Source organism: Bacillus sp. G16 (assembly GCF_021282335.1).
In the GTDB taxonomy this organism is placed as follows: Bacteria; Bacillota; Bacilli; order Bacillales; family Bacillaceae; genus Bacillus; species Bacillus inaquosorum.
This window is the reverse complement of record NZ_JAJSOZ010000021.1, coordinates 22,486-41,737: the sequence shown is the minus strand read 5'-3', so window position 1 is coordinate 41,737 and position 19,252 is coordinate 22,486. Positions and strand designations below refer to the sequence as shown.

The 19,252-nt window shown below is 43.5% G+C and carries 18 protein-coding genes and 2 tRNA genes; all 20 read right to left on the bottom strand.

The window, feature by feature from the left end; translation table 11 throughout:
- Positions 1 to 94: 94 nt before the first annotated feature.
- A complete protein-coding gene (gene hpt / locus LWH95_RS18865) occupies positions 95 to 637 on the bottom strand; it encodes a hypoxanthine phosphoribosyltransferase (RefSeq protein WP_003218388.1) in 543 nt (180 codons plus the stop codon).
- Positions 634 to 2,052, bottom strand: a complete 1,419-nt coding sequence (gene tilS / locus LWH95_RS18860) for a tRNA lysidine(34) synthetase TilS (RefSeq protein WP_232920146.1) — start codon at positions 2,050 to 2,052, stop codon at positions 634 to 636. The genes hpt and tilS overlap by 4 nt, the downstream gene beginning before the upstream one ends.
- 103 nt (positions 2,053 to 2,155) lie before the next feature.
- Positions 2,156 to 3,172, bottom strand: coding sequence for a protein kinase domain-containing protein (gene prkT / locus LWH95_RS18855; RefSeq protein ID WP_232920145.1), 1,017 nt, complete (start codon positions 3,170 to 3,172; stop codon positions 2,156 to 2,158).
- Positions 3,138 to 3,875 carry a VWA domain-containing protein gene (locus LWH95_RS18850; protein WP_003242107.1) on the bottom strand — a complete coding sequence of 246 codons (738 nt, stop codon included), beginning with the start codon at positions 3,873 to 3,875 and terminating at the stop codon, positions 3,138 to 3,140. Before LWH95_RS18850 ends, prkT begins: the two co-directional genes overlap by 35 nt.
- An 84-nt stretch (positions 3,876 to 3,959) precedes the next feature.
- Positions 3,960 to 6,443, bottom strand: a complete 2,484-nt coding sequence (gene spoIIE / locus LWH95_RS18845; RefSeq protein WP_232920144.1) for a stage II sporulation protein E — start codon at positions 6,441 to 6,443, stop codon at positions 3,960 to 3,962.
- 199 nt (positions 6,444 to 6,642) lie between these two features.
- Positions 6,643 to 6,714, bottom strand: a tRNA-Glu gene (locus LWH95_RS18840).
- Positions 6,715 to 6,723: 9 nt separating this feature from the next.
- Positions 6,724 to 6,800: transfer RNA gene (locus LWH95_RS18835), tRNA-Met, on the bottom strand.
- Positions 6,801 to 6,968: 168 nt separating this feature from the next.
- The gene (locus LWH95_RS18830; protein ID WP_003218379.1) at positions 6,969 to 7,355 is read right to left on the bottom strand and encodes a S1 domain-containing RNA-binding protein; all 387 of its coding nucleotides are present in this window, start codon (positions 7,353 to 7,355) and stop codon (positions 6,969 to 6,971) included.
- 80 nt (positions 7,356 to 7,435) lie between these two features.
- The gene (gene divIC, locus LWH95_RS18825; RefSeq protein ID WP_003242110.1) at positions 7,436 to 7,813 is read right to left on the bottom strand and encodes a cell division protein DivIC; all 378 of its coding nucleotides are present in this window, start codon (positions 7,811 to 7,813) and stop codon (positions 7,436 to 7,438) included.
- Positions 7,814 to 7,830: 17 nt separating this feature from the next.
- The gene (gene yabQ, locus LWH95_RS18820; protein ID WP_003242112.1) at positions 7,831 to 8,466 is read right to left on the bottom strand and encodes a spore cortex biosynthesis protein YabQ; all 636 of its coding nucleotides are present in this window, start codon (positions 8,464 to 8,466) and stop codon (positions 7,831 to 7,833) included.
- Positions 8,463 to 8,765, bottom strand: coding sequence for a sporulation protein YabP (gene yabP / locus LWH95_RS18815; protein WP_003242114.1), 303 nt, complete (start codon positions 8,763 to 8,765; stop codon positions 8,463 to 8,465). Before yabP ends, yabQ begins: the two co-directional genes overlap by 4 nt.
- 78 nt (positions 8,766 to 8,843) lie before the next feature.
- Positions 8,844 to 9,104, bottom strand: coding sequence for an RNA-binding S4 domain-containing protein (locus LWH95_RS18810; protein ID WP_003226716.1), 261 nt, complete (start codon positions 9,102 to 9,104; stop codon positions 8,844 to 8,846).
- A 2-nt stretch (positions 9,105 to 9,106) separates the two neighbouring features.
- Positions 9,107 to 10,576, bottom strand: a complete 1,470-nt coding sequence (gene mazG / locus LWH95_RS18805; protein WP_232920143.1) for a nucleoside triphosphate pyrophosphohydrolase — start codon at positions 10,574 to 10,576, stop codon at positions 9,107 to 9,109.
- The gene (locus tag LWH95_RS18800; protein WP_232920142.1) at positions 10,566 to 12,164 is read right to left on the bottom strand and encodes a putative polysaccharide biosynthesis protein; all 1,599 of its coding nucleotides are present in this window, start codon (positions 12,162 to 12,164) and stop codon (positions 10,566 to 10,568) included. The genes mazG and LWH95_RS18800 overlap by 11 nt, the downstream gene beginning before the upstream one ends.
- Before the next feature lie 183 nt (positions 12,165 to 12,347).
- On the bottom strand, positions 12,348 to 12,884 hold the full coding sequence (gene spoVT, locus LWH95_RS18795) for a stage V sporulation protein T (protein WP_003218365.1): 537 nt from the start codon (positions 12,882 to 12,884) through the stop codon (positions 12,348 to 12,350).
- A 136-nt stretch (positions 12,885 to 13,020) separates the two neighbouring features.
- A complete protein-coding gene (gene mfd, locus LWH95_RS18790; RefSeq protein ID WP_232920141.1) occupies positions 13,021 to 16,554 on the bottom strand; it encodes a transcription-repair coupling factor in 3,534 nt (1,177 codons plus the stop codon).
- Between the two features lie 69 nt (positions 16,555 to 16,623).
- Positions 16,624 to 16,854 (bottom strand): anti-sigma-F factor Fin, encoded by a 231-nt coding sequence (gene fin / locus LWH95_RS18785; protein ID WP_019257254.1) that lies wholly within the window; start codon positions 16,852 to 16,854, stop codon positions 16,624 to 16,626.
- Between the two features lie 59 nt (positions 16,855 to 16,913).
- Positions 16,914 to 17,480, bottom strand: coding sequence for an aminoacyl-tRNA hydrolase (gene pth / locus LWH95_RS18780; protein WP_003242126.1), 567 nt, complete (start codon positions 17,478 to 17,480; stop codon positions 16,914 to 16,916).
- Positions 17,481 to 17,586: 106 nt separating this feature from the next.
- On the bottom strand, positions 17,587 to 18,204 hold the full coding sequence (locus LWH95_RS18775) for a 50S ribosomal protein L25/general stress protein Ctc (protein WP_014112303.1): 618 nt from the start codon (positions 18,202 to 18,204) through the stop codon (positions 17,587 to 17,589).
- Positions 18,205 to 18,287: 83 nt separating this feature from the next.
- Positions 18,288 to 19,241, bottom strand: a complete 954-nt coding sequence (locus tag LWH95_RS18770) for a ribose-phosphate diphosphokinase (protein ID WP_003218353.1) — start codon at positions 19,239 to 19,241, stop codon at positions 18,288 to 18,290.
- Positions 19,242 to 19,252 lie beyond the last annotated feature (11 nt).

The following is a 19,252-nucleotide window of genomic DNA, read 5'->3' as shown; positions in this document are numbered from 1 at the left end:
TTACCTCCTCCCACAGTAAGCACAACTATGTTCAATAGTACCATAGAAAATCATTCCAATACAAACAATAACCATCTCGGAAGCAGGCTGCCGATCAGCTTTCATAAACTGCCGGTTTTAACACTCCGATATAAGGCAGATTGCGATAGCGTTCAGCATAATCAAGTCCGTAACCCACTACAAACGCGTCAGGAACTTCAAAGCCTACAAAGTCCGCTTTGATGTCTGCTTTTCTTCCGCTCGGTTTATCCAAAAGGGTAACAATCTTAATTGATTTTGCTTTACGGTATCGGAAGAGCTCTACTAGATAACTTAAGGTTAACCCACTGTCGATGATATCTTCAATAATTAAGATGTCCCGGCCCTCTACAGATGTATCCAAATCTTTAATGATTTTTACTTCTCCAGAAGAAACCGTAGAATTTCCGTAGCTTGATACATCCATGAAATCCATTTCCAAATATGTATCAATATGCTTGATAAGATCCGCCATAAAAGGAAGTGCTCCTTTTAACACACCGATTGCCAACGGAAATGTATCTTGATACTCGCTCGTTAATTCTGTGCCTAACTCTTTTACTTTCTCTTGTATCTCTTCCTCTGAGATCAGTACTTTCTCGATATCATGTTTCATCATGATTTTGCTTGCCCCCTACACTTTTCATGCTGTCTATATTGTAATACAATGCGGTCGCTGTTTGGAATCACAAGATCTTCAAAAATTGATTTTTTCAAGCCCGGTATCCAGATAATTTCACCGCTTGCGTCCGTTACAATCGGCCAGTTGTCTCTTTCTCGGAGAGGCAATTTCTTATCAATAAATATATCCTTTACCTTTTTCGAGCCGTTCATCCCTTTTAGTTTGATCCGGTCTCCAGCTTTTCTTGTCCGGATCGTTAAGGGAAATCGCACCTTTTTTTCACTTGTAATAAAAACAGCATTCCCATGTTCTTCAGGCAAATCCGCATAATGCTTTGCCTCTATCAGAAATCCATTGGGGAGCACTGCCGTTTCATCAGCAGCTCCGCTTATTTGGTATTCAAAGGGAACATTTTTGCACTGCCATTGTTCAAATGTAAACAAACATGTCTGATATGATTTGACCACCTTCAGCCCTTTCGGAAAGTCCAATACTCCTGAAGGACTGCCCTTTTCCGCCCAATCAAGAAACTGCTGAATATGATGAGCTGAAAAGGATGATGGAACGTTTTCATAAAGATAGTTTAATATTAGTTGAACTCCTCTTCTTTGTAAAGGCATCGGGAGGGCAAGCAATTGAGAGGAATTGATTTCAACTGATGTATTAGACTGGCTTGTGATTACTTTATTCATTTCGTCTTTCGTTAATGACTGTAAGAATTGCTCATCTTCCGTCAGTGCCTCACTCACTTTCTGAAACCTTTTATGCACATCCGGTGATTCCTGTTTCAAAAATGGTAGCACTGTTTTTCTGAACCTGTTTCTTGTGTAATCATCTTTAGCGTTGCTTTCATCCGTCCGGTAGCTCAAGCCGTTTTCACGGCAATAGTGAAGGATCTCTTCCTTTGTAATGGTTAAGAACGGCCTGATGATCCGTCCTGTCCCAAAACGTCTGACCGGCTGCATTCCTGCAAGTCCTGCTCCAAGCGTGCCCTTAGCCAGTCTCATAAGCATCGTTTCAACTTGGTCATCACCATGATGCGCAAGCGCCAGATAGTCCGCTTGATGCTTCAACATGATTTCCTCAAAAAACTGATAGCGGCAATCACGTGCTGCAGCCTGCTTATTGAGACCTTTTTCCTCTGCATAAGCGGTTACATTGATTTGAGCCGTTTCACATGCGAGCTGTTCAGCCTTACAATAAGCTTGGACAAAACGCATGTCCTCCTCGGATTCCGTGCCCCTGAACTGATGGTCAACGTGAGCCGCGATAATATTTGCTGAACGGCCGCATAACGTATGCAGCGCGTGAAGAAGAGCCATTGAGTCCGGACCGCCGGAAACGCCTACAATGATTGTCGCCCCTTTTAATGCAAGATGATGTTTGCTAAAAAAATCTTTGACACTTTTCACAATGTCCTCCTCACAATGAGCAGGTATTTTAAAGATATTCATATCCTATCACTTTCAATCCTTCCAAGCAAAGAAGAAGCATAGGCTTTGCAGTTTGTGCCATTCAGATTAAGAAAAAGATAATGTAGGCGAAATAAAGCGCTAAAACGCTGATCACGATAAGTGTTGTTTCAAATAATCCGCCCGACTTAGCCGCCTTTTGTTTAGGGGTGTATCGCGTCTTCGTTACTTTTCCCTGGCGCGGTTTCTGCTGTCTTTGTCCTGTAGCAGGCTGCGGTGGTGCTTTTGCAGCTTGTTTTCTTTGTGCTGCCTTTTGCCCCGCGTCGAGCATATCCTTCTTCATTTCATCTGCAGATTGATAATCTCCGTTCAATGCTGACAAAAGCACTTTTTTATACTTTTGCAGCAGCGGGTTTCCTTCGATTAGAGACCTAAGCTGTTCCTTAGGCTGGTTTGTTTTCTTGAATTCTTTTTTATGCACACTGTTGATCATAATCATGGCAACTGCGAACAGATCGTAGGATGGCTCTGCTTTTCTTGTTCCATACCCCCAATAGCCTCTGTCGTAAAACTCCGTATACTCTTTTATCGCCCGACCTTCCTTTGTCGTGCCGCCTACATCAATGCAGCGGATTCTTGCAGGCGGACCGGTTACAATCAGATTATCAGGTTTAAGATCGCCGAATATCCATCCTTGCTGGTGAAGTACCGATAAGCTGGATAACAGCTGAATCATCAATACCGGTATCCATTCTGCTCCTTTATCACTGACATACTTCAAAAGCAGCGGGCCTTTTATGTATTCCATTGCATAAAATGAAACTTTCGTATTGGCACTGGGAATATAGGCATCATCCGTATCAAAAAAAGAAGGCCCCATCGTAACGGACTGGGCCTTTGAGAAAGATTTCAAGACATTCACTTCAGAAGTAATAGACAGGCTGTCATCACTCACCTTTAAGGCAACATGTCCATCTGATGCTTCTGCCAAATACACAATTCCATTGGCCCCTTTTCCAAGCTGTTTACGCAATGTATAAGTGTTTCCATTCCACTTGCCTTTGATTGTCGTACCCGGCTTGAGGCTACATGCCAAACTCGTCAAAGCGTCGTTCATCATCTGCCAGCATGCTCCTTCTTGAGCGGATTTTTTCAAATTGCATTGTCGCTTCACGTATCGCCGGACCTGTTGGCGTGATGCCGCCTGTCGAAAGCTTTGCAAAGAGAGTGGAAAGAGATTGCAGCTTCGGTGTCCAGTTCAGCACAAGCTCGACCTCTTGTTTTTTCCCGGGAAATATACACATTGCAAATTCGTTATTCCCGATTCGGGAATTGAGGCTGACAGACAAATCAATCAGCGCCTCTTTTACTGTAGGGAGCTTAGGCGCCATACTTGCGCTTGTATCAACAAGAACCAAAACCTGAAGATGCACCGTTTCTCCAAGCTCGTCTACCACTTCCATGACTTCGCCGCGCTTTTCCGGAGAAAGCTCCTCCATTTCCACATTCTTTCCGAGAATTTGTTTCAGCTCTTGATTGACTACCCCTTGTAAGGTTTGCGTCATTGCTTTTTTTGTTACCATTTGAACGGTTTGCGAAAGCTGAGATGCATAGACGACCTGATGCACGCCGCCTCCGGCAAGCGCAATTCCTTCGACTTCCTTCATTGCCTCAGGGTCAATTTGGTTTTCTTCCATTATACCTATGACATTTACAGTAATCCCCTGCTCTTTAGCAAAAGCAGCCATTGCAAGCGGGTCTTCCCCATGATTCGAGCAGCCATCCGTTATCAGCAAAATTTGATTTAAATGTCCGTTATTCACATTCATTCCTCCTGGAGAATACGAGGATTCTCAGATTCCTATATTCCCATCTTCGCCAGAAGAAATTTGATTTATACGGAAGCGTTATGAAATTTCTTGTTTAGTTTGAAAGATTGCCGGAACAGGAATGGATGCCCACTTCGGTGTGTTATGGTCAAGCCGGACGACAACAACTGTCATGTCATCTTCAATTTGGCCGGATCTCGTGCGGATGACTTCCTCCATGAGCAAATCAGCAATCTCCTGCGGGTCATTTGTTTTTAATCCTTTCATTTTACGTTTCATCCATAAGTCATGATTTTCTACATGCTTAGGCCCCTCAAAAATGCCGTCACTCATCATAATCAAGAGGTCACCCGCTTTCAGCTGCTCACTCACAACCTCCACATCAAATTCATTTATAATACCGATTGGCAGATTGCTCGCCTGAACTTTCATTACCTGGTCTCCCCGTTTGATAAAGCTAGGCGTCGATCCGACTTTCAAAAATTTACAGCTGGCATCTTGAAGATCGATAATAGATAGGTCAAGCGTGGAATATATCTCATCAGTTGTCCTTAGGGACAGTATACTGTTGATCGTTTTAATTGCTATTTTTTCATCAATCCCCGATTCAAGGATTTTCTCAAGAAGCTTGATCGTTTCATTGCTTTCGAAGTGCGCCCTTGCGCCATTGCCCATTCCGTCACTGATTGCCGCAGCATATTTTCTGGCTCCTAGCTCCATCATGCTGTAGCTGTCGCCCGAGACAAGGCCGCCGCCCTTTGCAGCGTGAGCCGCACCTGTAGACACCCTGTATGATTTGGTTGACCCAAAGGCAACATGACTATATCCACTCGGATGCGGAGAGTGCTGTTCAGCTTTCACAAGAATTTGTTCTTCGAGAATGTCAGAAAGCATAGGGGCAATGATTTTTTCACTTTCTCCATGTCCGCTGAACGGAATGGTCATTTCGATATCGATATTTCCTTGTTCAAGACTATATATCTCTACATGCTGAATCTCGATTCCGAAATGCTGAAGGGCCTCTATGATTTGCTCTTCCTGCAGAAAGTGCTGTTCTCGCTCTCTTTTTATTTCCCGAGAAAAGTCTGCCATGACTTCAGAAACACCCAAAAGCTGTTCAGCAACAAGACGCCTGCTGTCTTGGACTTTTTTCTTGAGCGTCAAATGAGCATGATGATGTGCGAGTTCATCCTCAATCAGCTCTTCAACCTGCTTTGATTTAGAGCAATGCTGATGAAACTCTTTTTTCAGCCTTCGGTTTGATGCATATTCTTTTTCTTCTGTTTCAAGCATAACTTGTTTCATTAAGTCATATGTTTTATCAAAGTTCTGTACCCAGCACCTGTTTTTCTTGTAGCACGTCTGACAGGAATGCTCCGTGATCTTGCTTAAAAACAGATCAACTTCGCTGTCATCTGTCTGTTCGTCTGATGCTTGATAAAAGGTTGCAAAGCTTTCAGACAGCGCGTGAAATACATTGGAGAACTGGTCTACTTTCTGAGCAGTGACATCTCTGATTTTCCTTGCATATTGCTGCTGCTCTTGAAGATGCTCCACAGTTCCCGGAATATATCTCGCCACTTTTTTAGTAATTGATTGAGGTGTAAGCAAAAACAGGCCGACTGCGATTAATGACTCATAGAGCGTTGTCATCAGACCGGCAGAGCCTTCACCGTACAAAGAAATAAGAAGTGATCCAACAATCAGACCGATTGCTGCGCCCGCTTTTTTCCCTTCCTTCAGTAAACCGCCTAATAAACCGGAAAAAGCGAGCAAACTCATTTGATAAAGATTTCCGATATTCGCCAAACCAAGAATCAGACCGGTCACGACACCAACTGTACAGCCAATGCTTGCTCCGCCAATAAAGGAAAAACTCAGTACAACATAACGAGCCAGTATATGCTCTGCCTGCATCCCTTGGTAGGACAAGCCCGCAAGCCCCGTCAATACGGAAGCAATAAGTATCATAAAGCAAATGATTTCTTCTATTTTTAAAGATTGTTTTACTTTTTTCACAGTAAAAATCGGAAGGCTCTGAAGGAAAATCAGCGTCAAAATAAAGGATAGTCCGGCTTCTACAACAGCCATCACATAATCATAGGTTGTAAACGTGCCATTTTGAGCGTAAACAAACCCAGCTCTTGCTGCAGCCATGGAAAAAAACACGACAATCGGGAGTGCTTTCACGCGATCGTCGGTGATGAAGGCAGCCACTTTAGAAAATACGAAGAATGCCAGCAATGCCGCTAGTATGAGCAATGAGTGCTTCGGAGAAATGGTCAGCGCACCTGCAAGCACAGCCAAAACCGCATAAAGCGCCTTGTCTCTTCTGATGAGGAGCATTGCTCCAAAGAAAGGAAGTGCGAAAGGAAGCACCTCGGATAATATGAAAGCCCGTCCAAGCAAAAATCCGATGACGACATAAATGAATCCTTTATAGAAAAACAGTGAATGCAAATGATGAGTCACCAGCTTCGTGCCCCTGTTAAAAAACGATTGGAGTTTTTCCAAAGCTTGTCCCGCCATTGGCCCGTTCACTCTTCTTTCTGCTTTTTCCATTCCTCTCATCTCCCACCTGTTATATTCGTTGCCTGTCATTATAGCGAAAGCATAGATAGGATTTTGTCAAAAGAAGGTAACAATACCAAAGAAATCTTCGACGGTTTCTGCCTTGATATTCGGTTATCAAAAGAATTTCTGGAATGTTGTCTAAAAATGAAAAAAATCGGCTTCTGCAAGAGAAACCGATTTTTTAGGATGACCCGTACGGGATTCGAACCCGTGTTACCGCCGTGAAAGGGCGGTGTCTTAACCGCTTGACCAACGGGCCAAACAAATATGGTAGCGGCGGAGGGGATCGAACCCCCGACCTCACGGGTATGAACCGTACGCTCTAGCCAGCTGAGCTACACCGCCATATTGTTTGGTGCTTCTAAGCACAAGTTATATAATACAAAGGTTTGTCCTTTTCGTCAACAGAAACTTTAATGTTATAATTTTCTGACTTTTAAAGCGAAAGAGGATAACAAAAAAAGCATCCGTCGGGATGAACGGATGCTTCATTTATTTATAGAAAGCAGCAAGTTATCCTCTTCTTGCTCCGCGCCCTCCACGTTTTGATTCCGTATTGCGTTTTAAAGATGACAAGCGATCTTCGCTGTCTTTTAAAAACTTATTCATTTTCTGTTCAAAAGATTCTTTCGGACGGAAATCATTTCTAGGTCTGGCTTGCGGACGGTCTTTAGCTTTTTTAATAGATAAACCAATTTTCCCGTCTTTTTCAACGTTGATGACTTTCACTTCAACTTGGTCGCCGACTTTTAAGTGATCGTTAATGTCTTTGACATAGTTATCAGCTACCTCACTGATGTGAACGAGACCGGTTGAGCCTCCAGGCAATTCAACAAATGCTCCAAAATTTGTAATACCTGTTATTTTCCCTTGCAACTTGCTGCCAACTTCAATCGACATAAAAAAAGTGCTCCTCCTTAGGCTTATAAAAAGATCGTTTGCTTAATTATACCTAAATAAAAATTTAAGTGTCAACAAGGCTACTTGCTCTTCTTCTCCACATTGAAGATAATTTCTCCGTCTCCAGACATGAATAAGTCCCTTCTGGCAAGCTCTGTGACGTAATCCTCATCCTTCAATTTGGATATTTCTTCTTTTAAATCTGCTTGTTTTGTCTTTAAACTTTTCAGTTCTTTTTCAAGCTGTTCCTTCTTTTCTTCTTTTGCGCTAAGGGAAGATGTTTGGGACCATACAGAGCTTGCCAGCACAATTGCCGTCAGGAATACTAGGGCGCCGAATACAGTCAACCGTCTGTACAGCCCTTTGCGTCTTCTTTTCTTCAGCTGATTCTGCCGCTCTACTTGTTCTTTATAGTCGTTTTGTATTTCAGTTATCGTTCGTTCTCTGGAAAAATTCAAACCAGACGGTCCTCCTTTCATCTCTTCAAAAAACGTGTAATGGTCGTTCTTATGGTTACCAATAGTTTCTTCTTCTTTTTGAGAAATCCTGCACCTTTTTCAAAATAACGTCTAAAAGTTAGACGCATCTTTTCAGGAAGAAGTTTCAAACATTGTTTTGCGATAAAACGGATCGGAAAACACAGAACCATGGCTATTTTATATAGACACAACAAGAGAAAAACGATCAAGCGGTATATTTTCTTTACTAAAAACGCCGCCAGCCAGATGATCGCTCCGCATGTCCACACAATAGGACGAAATAACACGTGCTGAACGAGTTTTTTGAAGAATTGATAAACAGAAACAACAAGGTAAATGCCGAATTTCAGTATTTTTATATAGATTCGTTTGCAAAGGCTCTGATACGTCGCAACGCCCAGCAGAACCGCTAAAAAGATGTAAAGCCTGAATTCTCCCTCATTTACATGAAGCAAGACATAAAAGAAAAGCAGCCCTTGCACAATCCAGAAAAGAATATCATGAATAAATAATAGCCATCTGGCTGTTTTGGCACGAATGACAAAGAGCCGGTATGTATCAAGCGACGCCCCAAGCCAGAGGCCCATACCGGACATCGCCAGCATTGTATAGAATTGTGTCGTCAGCGTCATTTAAACAACTTGCTAAAAAACCCTTTAGCTTTATCCCCTTGTTGTTCATCTAAGTACACTAAATCAAATACCCTGCCTTTAATGGAAACAATCCCTTTTTCCACATCTAAATTTTTCATCTGCAGGTTTTGGCCTCTGACTGAGAGCATTCCCATCACAGTTTCCAGCAGGAATTCTTCATTATCAAAGCTCTCCACTTGCTTAACCCCAGAAATATCTAAATGCTTCCGGCCTTTCATTGTCACATCATGCTGTTCCGGAACAGACGAAGAACCTTTTTGCTCATAATATGAATTCATCTATTCAGCCCCCATATCCTCGATACTTTTAGCATTATTACTGCATTGTATGAGGCGGGGGATTTTTTTAGAACAAGCCTATTCGCCGAGTTTTTCTTCCTTTAGGATCGTATACATGTTTGCAGCTTCTTCTTTTTTCGTCGTGTCTTTCAACTCATTGACTTGAACCGTTACAAGCTTTTGGCCGAAGCGGACCGTTAGTTCATCCCCCGGTTTTACGTCAGAGCTTGCTTTAGCCTGGTTTCCGTTAATAGAGATGCGTCCCTGGTCAGCTACTTCCTTTGCTAGTGTACGTCGTTTAATCAGCCGTGATACTTTCAAAAATTTATCTAATCTCATATTTATGATCTCCTCTCAGTTTCTTTTGCTTCATTCCACAGTTTGTCCATGTCCTCAAGAGACATATCAGCCAGCTCGATTCCCTTTTCCTTTGCTGTTTTCTCAATATGCGAGAACCGTCTCCGGAATTTGTCATTGGTCATGGCCAGCGCTTCCTCCGGTTCTATTTTGTAGAAGCGGGCTACATTCACAAGTGCGAACAAAATGTCGCCAAACTCAGCCTTGAGATTGTGTTCATGAGGATCTTCAGAAACCTCAGAAGAAAATTCCTTCATTTCCTCGCTTACTTTTTCCCAAATATCGCTGACGTCTTCCCAGTCAAAACCTACCTTCGCTGCTTTTTTCTGCAGTTTAGCAGCTTTTGAAAGAGCTGGAAGGGTTTTCGGCACGCTGTCTAATAAGGATGCTTCGGATGTATTTTTTTCGGCTTTTTTTATGTCTTCCCAATTTGCCAAAACATCGTTTTCATCCTGAACCTTAACATCTTTAAACACATGGGGATGTCTTCGGACCATTTTTTCACTGATACCTTTTATAACATCATCAATTGTGAAATAACCTTCATCTTCGCCAATCTGCGCGTGGAGTAAGACCTGAAGCAAAACGTCGCCAAGCTCTTCGATCATATGGTCTGTGTCTTCTTCGTCAATTGCTTCAAGAAGTTCATAACACTCTTCAATCATGTACTGTTTTAATGACTGATGCGTCTGCTTTTTGTCCCACGGACATCCATTAGGCCCGCGAAGCTCTCTGATGATGCTTCGGAACGCGGAGAATTCGTGATAAAGCAGCTTCTCTTCTTTAATCGGCGGAATATACACACTTGTTAAGTTATTCAAGGCGACATTGCGGTCCAGCTCGAATAAAGGCACTGTCCGGATCTCCTCGTCACGGCTTCCAGCCGCTGTCACGATCACAACCTCATAATCATCAGGCAGCTTCTCCATCAATGTCAGCTTGACTTCAGAAGCCGTCATTTGGTCGTAAACCTGACATATGATCAGGTGGTGTCTGAGCTCAAGCTCATCCGCGGACAATGTGCCGGCATCCACAAATTGAAAGCCTTCAATCGGGTCGATTTGCAAGGCATTGAATGTGGCATCAAGAAAACTTTGTCCTCCCGCGACTTTTACTTGGACGTTTTTCTCTTTCTGCCGCTCCGTCAGCAGCTGTACTGTTTTTTCCGCGACAAAAGGGTGTCCCGGTACAGCATAAACCACGTCCTCACGCTGTGCCTCTTCAAAGAGGATATTTGCAATTTCTTCATATACCTCATCGAACTGGTCATGTTTCTCATATATATCATCAAAAAAACGGATGTTCTTTGTTTCTTTTTCAAGCTCCTGAATTAAGGGATGATCCTTGGTTCTGACATACAGCGTATCTGCCTTCGTCAGCAGCTTATGTATACCAATTGTCAATTGGTCCATGTCTCCGGCACCAAGTCCGACGACTGTAATATTACCCGCCATTTTGTTCTCTCCTTCTCATGAATTTGCTTAACTTGCTGCCAAAAGGCACACTGTTCAGCTCTTCATCTGTAAATATTCCTAATTTCATCATACAATAAATAAACACCGCGCCACCAATGGCGACAGCAGAAAGACTTTCAATCGCAGCCGCTCCTCTTCCTGCTGCAGGATACAAGAAAGTCCAGAGACGCATATACGCAAGCAAGACAGCCGACATCAAAAGGGCACATCCAATAATCGGAATCATAACGGCTCTTAGCTTATCGAGCCATTCCTTTTGCCGAAGCTGATACAAGTTAAGCCCGGCGACAGCAGCAAAGGAAGCCGCTGTTGCAAGTGATGCACCTTCAATCCCATAGTGCGGAACCAAAAGGGTGTTTAACACCCATTTCACAGCAACGCCTGCGCCCACCGCTATCGCAGGAAAAACTGTGTATCCCGCCCCCTGCAAAACTGCGGCTGCCGTGACTGCCAGAGATGCAAACAAAATGGAGCAGCTAAATACTTGTAACGCAGCTGTCCCTTCACCATTTTGAAACAGCATGATATTGACCGGCTCAAGAATGCAAATTAATCCAGCCGACGCGCCTGTACCCAATACAAGACATAGTTTTAAAGAAGACGTGACTTTTTCTTTCATGATCTTCAGCTCTTTGTTCTTTACGGCCTTAGAAATATACGGAACGAGTGACGTTGCAATGCTCACTGCGAAAACTGAACCAAGCTGCAGCAAGGGCTGCCCCCGATCATAAATCCCCTTTAGGCGTTTCGCTTCTTCGCTCGCCTCACCGTCCGAAAGCAAAGAATATAAATTCAAAGCATCGACAAGCTGGATAAACAAAAGCAGCAAACTACTTACACAAATTGTAACCGAATATAAAAGCAGTTTTTTCATTAGTTCTTTTGTTGTTAGGACATTTTCATTTTGCGTTTCCGTTTGTTTGTCTCTTTTCACTTTAAACCAAAAAAATCCAAGTATCATCAACGCAATGAAACTCCCGGCAAGAGACCCGGAAGCAGCTGCCGCTCCCGCAGTATAAAGCGAGGCTCCCTTTTTGACGAGCCAAAATGATAATCCCAAGAGCACCGCAACCCGCAGAAACTGCTCTGTCATCTGCGATAAAGCTGACGGGAGCATATCGTACCGCCCTTGAAACCCGCCTCTAAGCAACGCGACAAACGGGAACAGCAGAAATGCAAACGCAGTGACTTGAATTAACACGGCGAGATGTGAGTCTCCCATAAAAAGTGCGATTGGAACAGCACCCATATATAAGCACAGAAATAATAAAACACCAATGAAAGACAAAAACAACGCTGACATTTTTAATATGGTGTGATGGCTTTTTTCACTGTAATCATTCATCAGTTTCGAAATAATGACCGGAAATCCTGATGTTGACAGCATGACCGCAATACCAAGAAAGGGATAAACCTGCTGATATATATAAAATCCAACATCGCCGACAATGTTTTGAAACGGGACTCTGTACACGGCGCTTAATATTTTTGAGATAACGCCTGCCAGAATTAAAACAAATGCCCCCTGCCAAATCCAATGCCGTTTGACGCCTATTGAATCGTCCATCCAAAAGCTCCTTCCCAACGTCAGGGGCAATACGGTTCACGTATTACCGCGGCACAAATAAAAACGAGGTTATTATACCACATCCCAACCCTTGGAATCCTTTTTGGGCATGCATGAAAAAAAGAACAGCATCCCAAGGAGAGCTGTTCTTTTCATACCTATTTTCGATAAAAGGAATAAGACCTACTGTTCCATTTGACGCGCCAAAAATCCAGCTGCTGTCTCAACGGCTTTATGCTCTACTTCGCCCATTGTCTGATCCTTTGAAAAGATAACCACGGCGCCTATCGGATCGCCATTCGCCACAATCGGGCCGACAGTATAAGAATTCATGTCCTCATCTATGCCATTCACAAGCTGTACTGATTTCGCATCACTCTCAAGCACGGAACTGCGCTGATCCATTGTTCTTTCCAGCATTTCGCTGATCGACTTGTTTAAGTAGTCTTTTTTTGAGCTGCCAGACACGGCAATATATACGTCACGGTCACAAATAAGCACTGAATGCCCGAGACTGTCATAAAGGGCGTCTGCATACTCCTTTGCAAAGTCTCCAAGCTCACTGATCGGAGAGTACTTTTTCAAAATCACTTCTCCGTCACGATCTACAAAAATCTCAAGCGGATCGCCTTCCCTGATTCTTAGAGTTCTGCGAATTTCTTTAGGAATCACGACCCGTCCTAAGTCATCAATACGACGTACGATACCGGTTGCTTTCATCTCTGGTGCCTCTCTTTCATTTGATGGTATATACATGTGGGAAAGACCTAAAGCAAGTCACTTTATGTACCTTCCGCCTCGCTTGAAATTAGTATCCGTAACATCAAATGTAATATACACCAGAGAGTAACAAAATTTACGTTGATGAAATGGTTTGCTTTTTCACATCTTTTAAGCCCTTCAGCATGCCCAGCACGGTTTCGAGCCATTCATCGGCACTTCGGCCTTTCGTCTGTATGGAGATTTTGAGTTTTTTTCCTTCCATTCCCAGTCCGATTTGTCTTCCATATTTATTGCCGAGCTCAAACAGCTTCTGGCCGTCAATTTCAGCACTTGCTTCTTCTGAAATTGTCAATCTGACAGCATCTTTATCCTGCTTAATCAGCTCAACACGTTCATACTTCGCATAAACCTTCATTTCTGCAACAGTAAACAAGTATTCGACTTCTTTTGGATAGTTTCCAAACCGGTCGATCATTTCGTCTTGAAGTTCATTCTTCTCTTCGATTGTAGCCACAGACCTGAAGCGTTTATACATATCAATTTTCTGTTTGCCGTCTTGAATATATGTTTCCGGAATATATGCATCAAGCTCAACATCAATTTCTGTTTCAAACTGCTCCGTCTTCGCTGTGTCTCCTTTACGCTCTTCAATGGCCTCCTTCAGCATTTGTGAATAGAGGTCAAATCCGACCGAATCGATGAAGCCATGCTGCTGGGCGCCAAGAAGATTCCCGGCTCCGCGAATCGTTAAGTCACGCATTGCGATTTTAAAACCGGAACCAAGCTCTGTGAATTCTTTAATGGCCTGCAGCCTTTTTTCAGCCACTTCTGTCAGCACTTTATCCCTGCGGTACGTGAAGTACGCATACGCCACACGATTAGATCGGCCGACGCGTCCCCGCAGCTGATAAAGCTGAGAAAGACCCATCTTGTCGGCATCAAATACGATCAGCGTATTGACGTTCGGAATGTCAACGCCTGTTTCAATAATGGTTGTGCTGACGAGAACGTCTGATTCTCCTTCAAGGAAACTTAGCATAACGGTTTCTAATTCGTTTTCTGTCATTTTCCCGTGCGCATACGCTACCTTTGCGTCAGGGACAAGCATTGAGATCTCATCCGCCTTCCGCTCGATATCCTCTACCCGGTTGTACAAGAAATAGACCTGGCCTCCGCGTGCAAGCTCACGTTCAATCGCCTCTCTGACAAGGGCCCCGTTGTATTCCACAACATATGTCTGTACGGGGAATCGGTTTTCCGGCGGAGTCTCGATGACTGAAAGGTCCCTTACGCCAAGCATAGACATATGCAGCGTACGCGGAATCGGCGTCGCTGTTAAAGTTAATACATCAACATTGGCTTTGATCTGTTTGATCTTTTCTTTATGGGTTACACCAAAACGCTGCTCTTCATCAATGATGAGGAGTCCTAAGTCTTTATACACGACATCTTTTGACAGCAGCCGGTGCGTCCCGATGACGATATCAACAGTCCCGTTTTTCAATCCTTTGATTGTTTCGTTCGCTTCTTTTCTCGTTCTGAATCTGCTGAGCAGGCCGATATTAATCGGATAGTCCTGGAAGCGCTCTTTAATGGTTTCATAGTGCTGCTGTGCCAAAATTGTTGTCGGAACGAGCAGAGCTACCTGCTTTCCGTCACCGATCGCCTTAAACGCGGCACGTATGGCAACCTCTGTTTTACCGTAGCCTACATCTCCGCATAGCAAGCGGTCCATCGGACGTTCTCTTTCCATGTCCTTTTTGATTTCGTGAATGGAACGGAGCTGATCCTCGGTTTCTTGATAAGGGAACGCCGATTCAAATTCACGCTGCATTTCATGGTCAGGAGAAAACGCATAGCCCTTGCTCGCTTCCCTTTCGGCATACAGCTTAATTAAATCATCAGCAATATCCTGAACGGATGTCTCTACTTTTTTCTTGACCCGTTTCCATTCGCTACCGCCTAATTTATAAAGCTTCGGCTCTTTTCCTTCGGAGCCGACATATTTTTGCACCTGGTCAATTTGTTCTACAGGGACGTAAAGCTTGTCGCTTCCCTGATAATGAATGTTTAAATAGTCTTTGTGGATCCCATTGATTTCAAGGGTTTCAATTCCTAAATACTTTCCGATCCCGTGATTAATATGAACGACATAATCACCGATTTGAAGCTCGGAATAGCTTTTAATGCGCTCTGCATTTGTAAGCTTCTGTTTTCGAGGCTTCTTTTTCACACGGTTTTTGAACAGTTCTTCTTCCGTAATAACGGCAAGCTTCATTAACGGCAGCTCAAATCCCGATTGGAGCTCGCCTTCCATGATATAGACCTGTCCCTGAACAAGCGCTTTTTTGCTGTCTGTCATGGCGGCTTCGATTTCATAATCAGCGAGAACAGAAGATAATCTCTGTGTACGTTCCTTGTTGGCTCCTAAGAATACAACGGTGAAGTTGGATTTTTTAAAGCGTTCCATTTCACCCGCCAGCACATTCATTTGGCCATGGAAACTCTGCATTTGTCTGCTTGACACATTGACGATATTTTGCGGACTCGTGTGGTGTACATGCCGCAAAAATAAAGAATAGTACAGCAGAGGGCGTTTTTGCTCAGCCACTATTTTTTGGAAGCTGAATGACAAACTGATGTCATGCAAAATCTTCCCTTCCTCGAGAAGGTTTGTTATGAACTCCGCTTCTTCTTTTTGAAGCTGTTCTTCCATCTCATGAATCCGGCTGACTTCATCCAAAATCAGAAGTGTATTATCAGGTGTATAATCTAGTAAACTAGCAGGCTTTTCATAGAAATATGAGAGATACTTCACCAGCTCCTGATCTGTCTGGCCTTCAGACAAGCGTTCTTTGTCGTGAGAAATATTCGTGTGAAGGATTTCTTTTTGCTTGTCGAGCTTTAATTTTTTCAGGCTTGCGGCAAGACCTTCATCCATTTTTTCCATCGCCCGCGCTTTTTCTTTAGGTCTGATAATCAATTCCTTCGCAGGACCGATATTGATCGAGGTAAGCGTCTCAATTGACCGCTGATCATCTGAGTTAAAGCTGCGGATTGAATCAACTTCGGTGTCAAAAAGTTCAATTCTCACCGGATGCTCTGAAGTCAGCGGGTAAATGTCAATGATTCCTCCGCGAATACTGAATTCCCCGGGTGCAGAAACCATATCAGACCGCTCATATCCTACCTCTACCAGCCGTGATGCAAGCTGATCAGGTTCGATATCATAGCCCACTTGAATGAGCATTTGGCTGTTTTTCCACACCTCTACAGGCGGCAGCATTCTTCTGATTGCAGCTACAGGAGCAACGACAATTGGCGCTTCTCCATTCGTTAATCTATTAATGACATCTAATCGCTGCGCCCGCAATTCAGGGCTTGCGACTGCGATTTCTGATGAAATAAGTTCATTGACGGGGTACAAAAGGACAGACCGATCCTCTAGAAGTGCAGTCAGATCATCCGTTACTTTCTGGGCTTGATATAAGTTATGGGTGATTAGAAAGATAGGCTTATTCGTTTCATTAGCCAGGGCAGAAGTAAAAACAGAACGCGCGGAACCCGACAGACCCGCGAGCAGCTGTTCCTTCAGCCCCTCGTGTAAACCGTTGATGATGGATTTAAAGTCATCGCTTTCTTTTATAAAGGTTTGAATGTTGTCCATATGGCCCCTCCTCTCTGTTTCCTGTGAGAACAGAAAAACGCTTTGGTCTAGTGTCTACACCAAAGCTTTTTATTGAATAAATGTGTGATGTTCGTGGTAATGCGGATTTCGGTCAAGCGCCTCTTGGCAATCTTCACATATCGTCAAAACATGGACATCTCCATTATCTTTATAAGAAATCATATCGTTTCTTTCCTCGTTTGTTAAGTGCTGAAATCCGAGTGAGTCAGTCGATACCATGGAAGATTCAAGACTGCCTACTTTCACTCCGCAATGACGACAATAATAATGCAAAGCCATACAAGGGACCTCCTGATGAAAAAGTCATTTTGGTGTAGTATGGACTTTGTTGATTCATTTTATACCTTCGCGTTAAATTCGTTCATGACTTCTAAAAACGGTTTGCTCAGAGAAGCTTCACAAGCCTTCACAGATTTATCGACCGCTCCGTCAATCTCAGGTGCCTCCTCCTTGGTGAAGGAGCCCAACACATAATCAACGACCTTCATGCCGTTTACAGGCCGGCCGATTCCGATGCGTATGCGGTCAAACTCGGATGTTCCAAGATGCTGAATCAGTGATTTGATGCCATTGTGCCCTCCAGCGCTTCCTTTCGTTCTTAAACGGATCTTGCCAGTCGGAAGATCAAGATCGTCGTAAATGACTGTCAAATCTTCATTATCGACATCATAATAGTCCATTAAAGGCCGCAAACATTCTCCTGATAAATTCATATATGTAAGCGGTTTAACAAGTAGAACCTTTTTGCCGGAAACAAATCCGGTTCCGTATAATCCGTTAAATTTATTTTGATTCAGCTCAATATTCCATTCCTTCGCAAGCTGATCTATCACCATAAATCCGACATTATGCCGTGTATTTTCATAGTTCTTCCCGGGGTTTCCGAGACCGGCAATTACAAGCATGGCGAATCCTCCCTTAGTCACATAAACTCCCGCCTGCATAGCGGGCTATAATTCTTCTCATTCTAGCACAAAAGACGTAACCTCGGGAGGGTTACGCCTTAAGCTATTATTGTTCTTTGTTTTCACCTTCAGGCTGAGCATCGGCAGATTCCTCTTCATCTATCTCAGCTGCTTCCTGCTGCTGCGGAGGAAGGATAGAAGCTACGACCTCATCTGATTCATGATTAAAGGAGTAGTCACCGCCAGCAGGCAAATCCGCAATAGTCAGTACTTCATTTACATCGAGGTTTGAAATATCAGCCTCAATCGTTTGCGGAATGGCTTTTGGCTTAGCCTTTACAGTAAGTGCATACAGCGGCTGCTGCAATACGCCTCCGTTTTTCACTCCAATGGCTTCTCCGGTCAGATGAATCGGAACTTCCACCTCAATGTCTTCACTCATATTGACAACTTGAAAGTCAGCATGAGTGATTTCATTTTTCAGCGGGTCCGTTTGCAGGTCTGTTACCATGACAGAATGTTTTTCTCCGCTGACGTCAAGCGTGATGACTGTATTTTTACCTTCGTCCCTCAGCGTTTTGATCAGCTCCACACTGTCTAATGATACAGGTTTGTTTCCCGTGTCTTTCCCATATATGATACCTGGAACATGTCCTGAAGTACGGATATTCCGAAGAGACGAACGAGTAAAGTCCGTTCTTTCTTTTGCCGTTAAAGTTGCCATATTCAGCACCATCCTATTATCGTTTTATTGTCCTATTACAAACAATACCCATAACGATAAGGATTTAAACCTCAAATATCGGTTTAGCTGAACAGATAGCTGACTGATTGCTGCTCATGAACGCGAATAATCGCTTCAGCCAGAAGCGGTCCGACTGAAAGCTGCTTGAACCGTTCAATTTTCTTTTCTTCAGGAAGCTTGATGCTGTTTGTCACAACAAGCTCTTTAATTGTTGAATTATTAATCCGTTCAACAGCAGGGCCTGATAGTACAGGGTGTGTACAGCATGCATATACTTCTTTCGCCCCGTTTTCAACGAGCGCATTAGCAGCAAGTGTAATGGTACCTGCAGTATCAATAATGTCATCGATCAGGATAGCGGTCTTCCCTTCGATATTACCAACAATATTCATGACTTCCGCCACGTTTGGACGCGGACGGCGTTTATCGATAATCGCAATCGGCGCTTTTAGTCGGTCAGCCAGTTTGCGGGCGCGTGTCACACCGCCGTGGTCTGGTGAAACAATGACGATATCTTCAAGGTTTTTGCCTTCAAAATATTCTCCTAAAATCGGAACACCCATTAAGTGGTCAATCGGTATATCAAAGAATCCTTGAATTTGCGGCGCATGCAGGTCAAGTGCAATCACACGAGTCGCACCGGCTGTTTCAAGCAGGTTAGCGAAAAGTTTTGCTGTGATTGGCTCACGGGATCTTGCTTTTCTGTCTTGACGCGCATAACCGTAATAAGGAATAACAATGTTAATCGTTTTTGCAGAAGCGCGTTTTAACGCATCTACCATAATCAGCAGTTCCATAATATGCTCGTTAACGGGGTCACTTGTAGACTGGATGATATAACAGTCACATCCGCGAATACTTTCTTCGATATTAATTTGGACTTCCCCATCACTAAATCTTGTGACAGAACATTTCCCTAATTGAACTCCAACTATATCTGCGATTTCTTTTGCAAGCTCTGGATTCGAATTCAAAGAAAAAATCTTTAAATTCTTATCTCCGTATTGATTAGACATGGATAAACCTC

Coding starts and splice junctions, on each gene's coding strand:
- prkT (WP_232920145.1), bottom strand. CDS start 3,172: ATGATGAACGACGCTTTGACGAGTTTGGCATGTAGCCTCAAGCCGGGT.
- yabP (WP_003242114.1), bottom strand. CDS start 8,765: ATGAATTCATATTATGAGCAAAAAGGTTCTTCGTCTGTTCCGGAACAG.
- mazG (WP_232920143.1), bottom strand. CDS start 10,576: ATGGCGGGTAATATTACAGTCGTCGGACTTGGTGCCGGAGACATGGAC.
- LWH95_RS18775 (WP_014112303.1), bottom strand. CDS start 18,204: ATGGCAACTTTAACGGCAAAAGAAAGAACGGACTTTACTCGTTCGTCT.
- fin (WP_019257254.1), bottom strand. CDS start 16,854: ATGGCTTTGCATTATTATTGTCGTCATTGCGGAGTGAAAGTAGGCAGT.
- LWH95_RS18770 (WP_003218353.1), bottom strand. CDS start 19,241: ATGTCTAATCAATACGGAGATAAGAATTTAAAGATTTTTTCTTTGAAT.
- LWH95_RS18830 (WP_003218379.1), bottom strand. CDS start 7,355: ATGTCGATTGAAGTTGGCAGCAAGTTGCAAGGGAAAATAACAGGTATT.
- LWH95_RS18810 (WP_003226716.1), bottom strand. CDS start 9,104: ATGAGATTAGATAAATTTTTGAAAGTATCACGGCTGATTAAACGACGT.
- pth (WP_003242126.1), bottom strand. CDS start 17,480: ATGCTTGTAATTGCCGGTCTCGGAAACCCCGGGAAGAACTATGAAAAT.
- hpt (WP_003218388.1), bottom strand. CDS start 637: ATGATGAAACATGATATCGAGAAAGTACTGATCTCAGAGGAAGAGATA.
- spoVT (WP_003218365.1), bottom strand. CDS start 12,884: ATGAAAGCAACCGGTATCGTACGTCGTATTGATGACTTAGGACGGGTC.
- spoIIE (WP_232920144.1), bottom strand. CDS start 6,443: ATGGAAAAAGCAGAAAGAAGAGTGAACGGGCCAATGGCGGGACAAGCT.
- mfd (WP_232920141.1), bottom strand. CDS start 16,554: ATGGACAACATTCAAACCTTTATAAAAGAAAGCGATGACTTTAAATCC.
- LWH95_RS18800 (WP_232920142.1), bottom strand. CDS start 12,164: ATGGACGATTCAATAGGCGTCAAACGGCATTGGATTTGGCAGGGGGCA.
- yabQ (WP_003242112.1), bottom strand. CDS start 8,466: ATGACGCTGACGACACAATTCTATACAATGCTGGCGATGTCCGGTATG.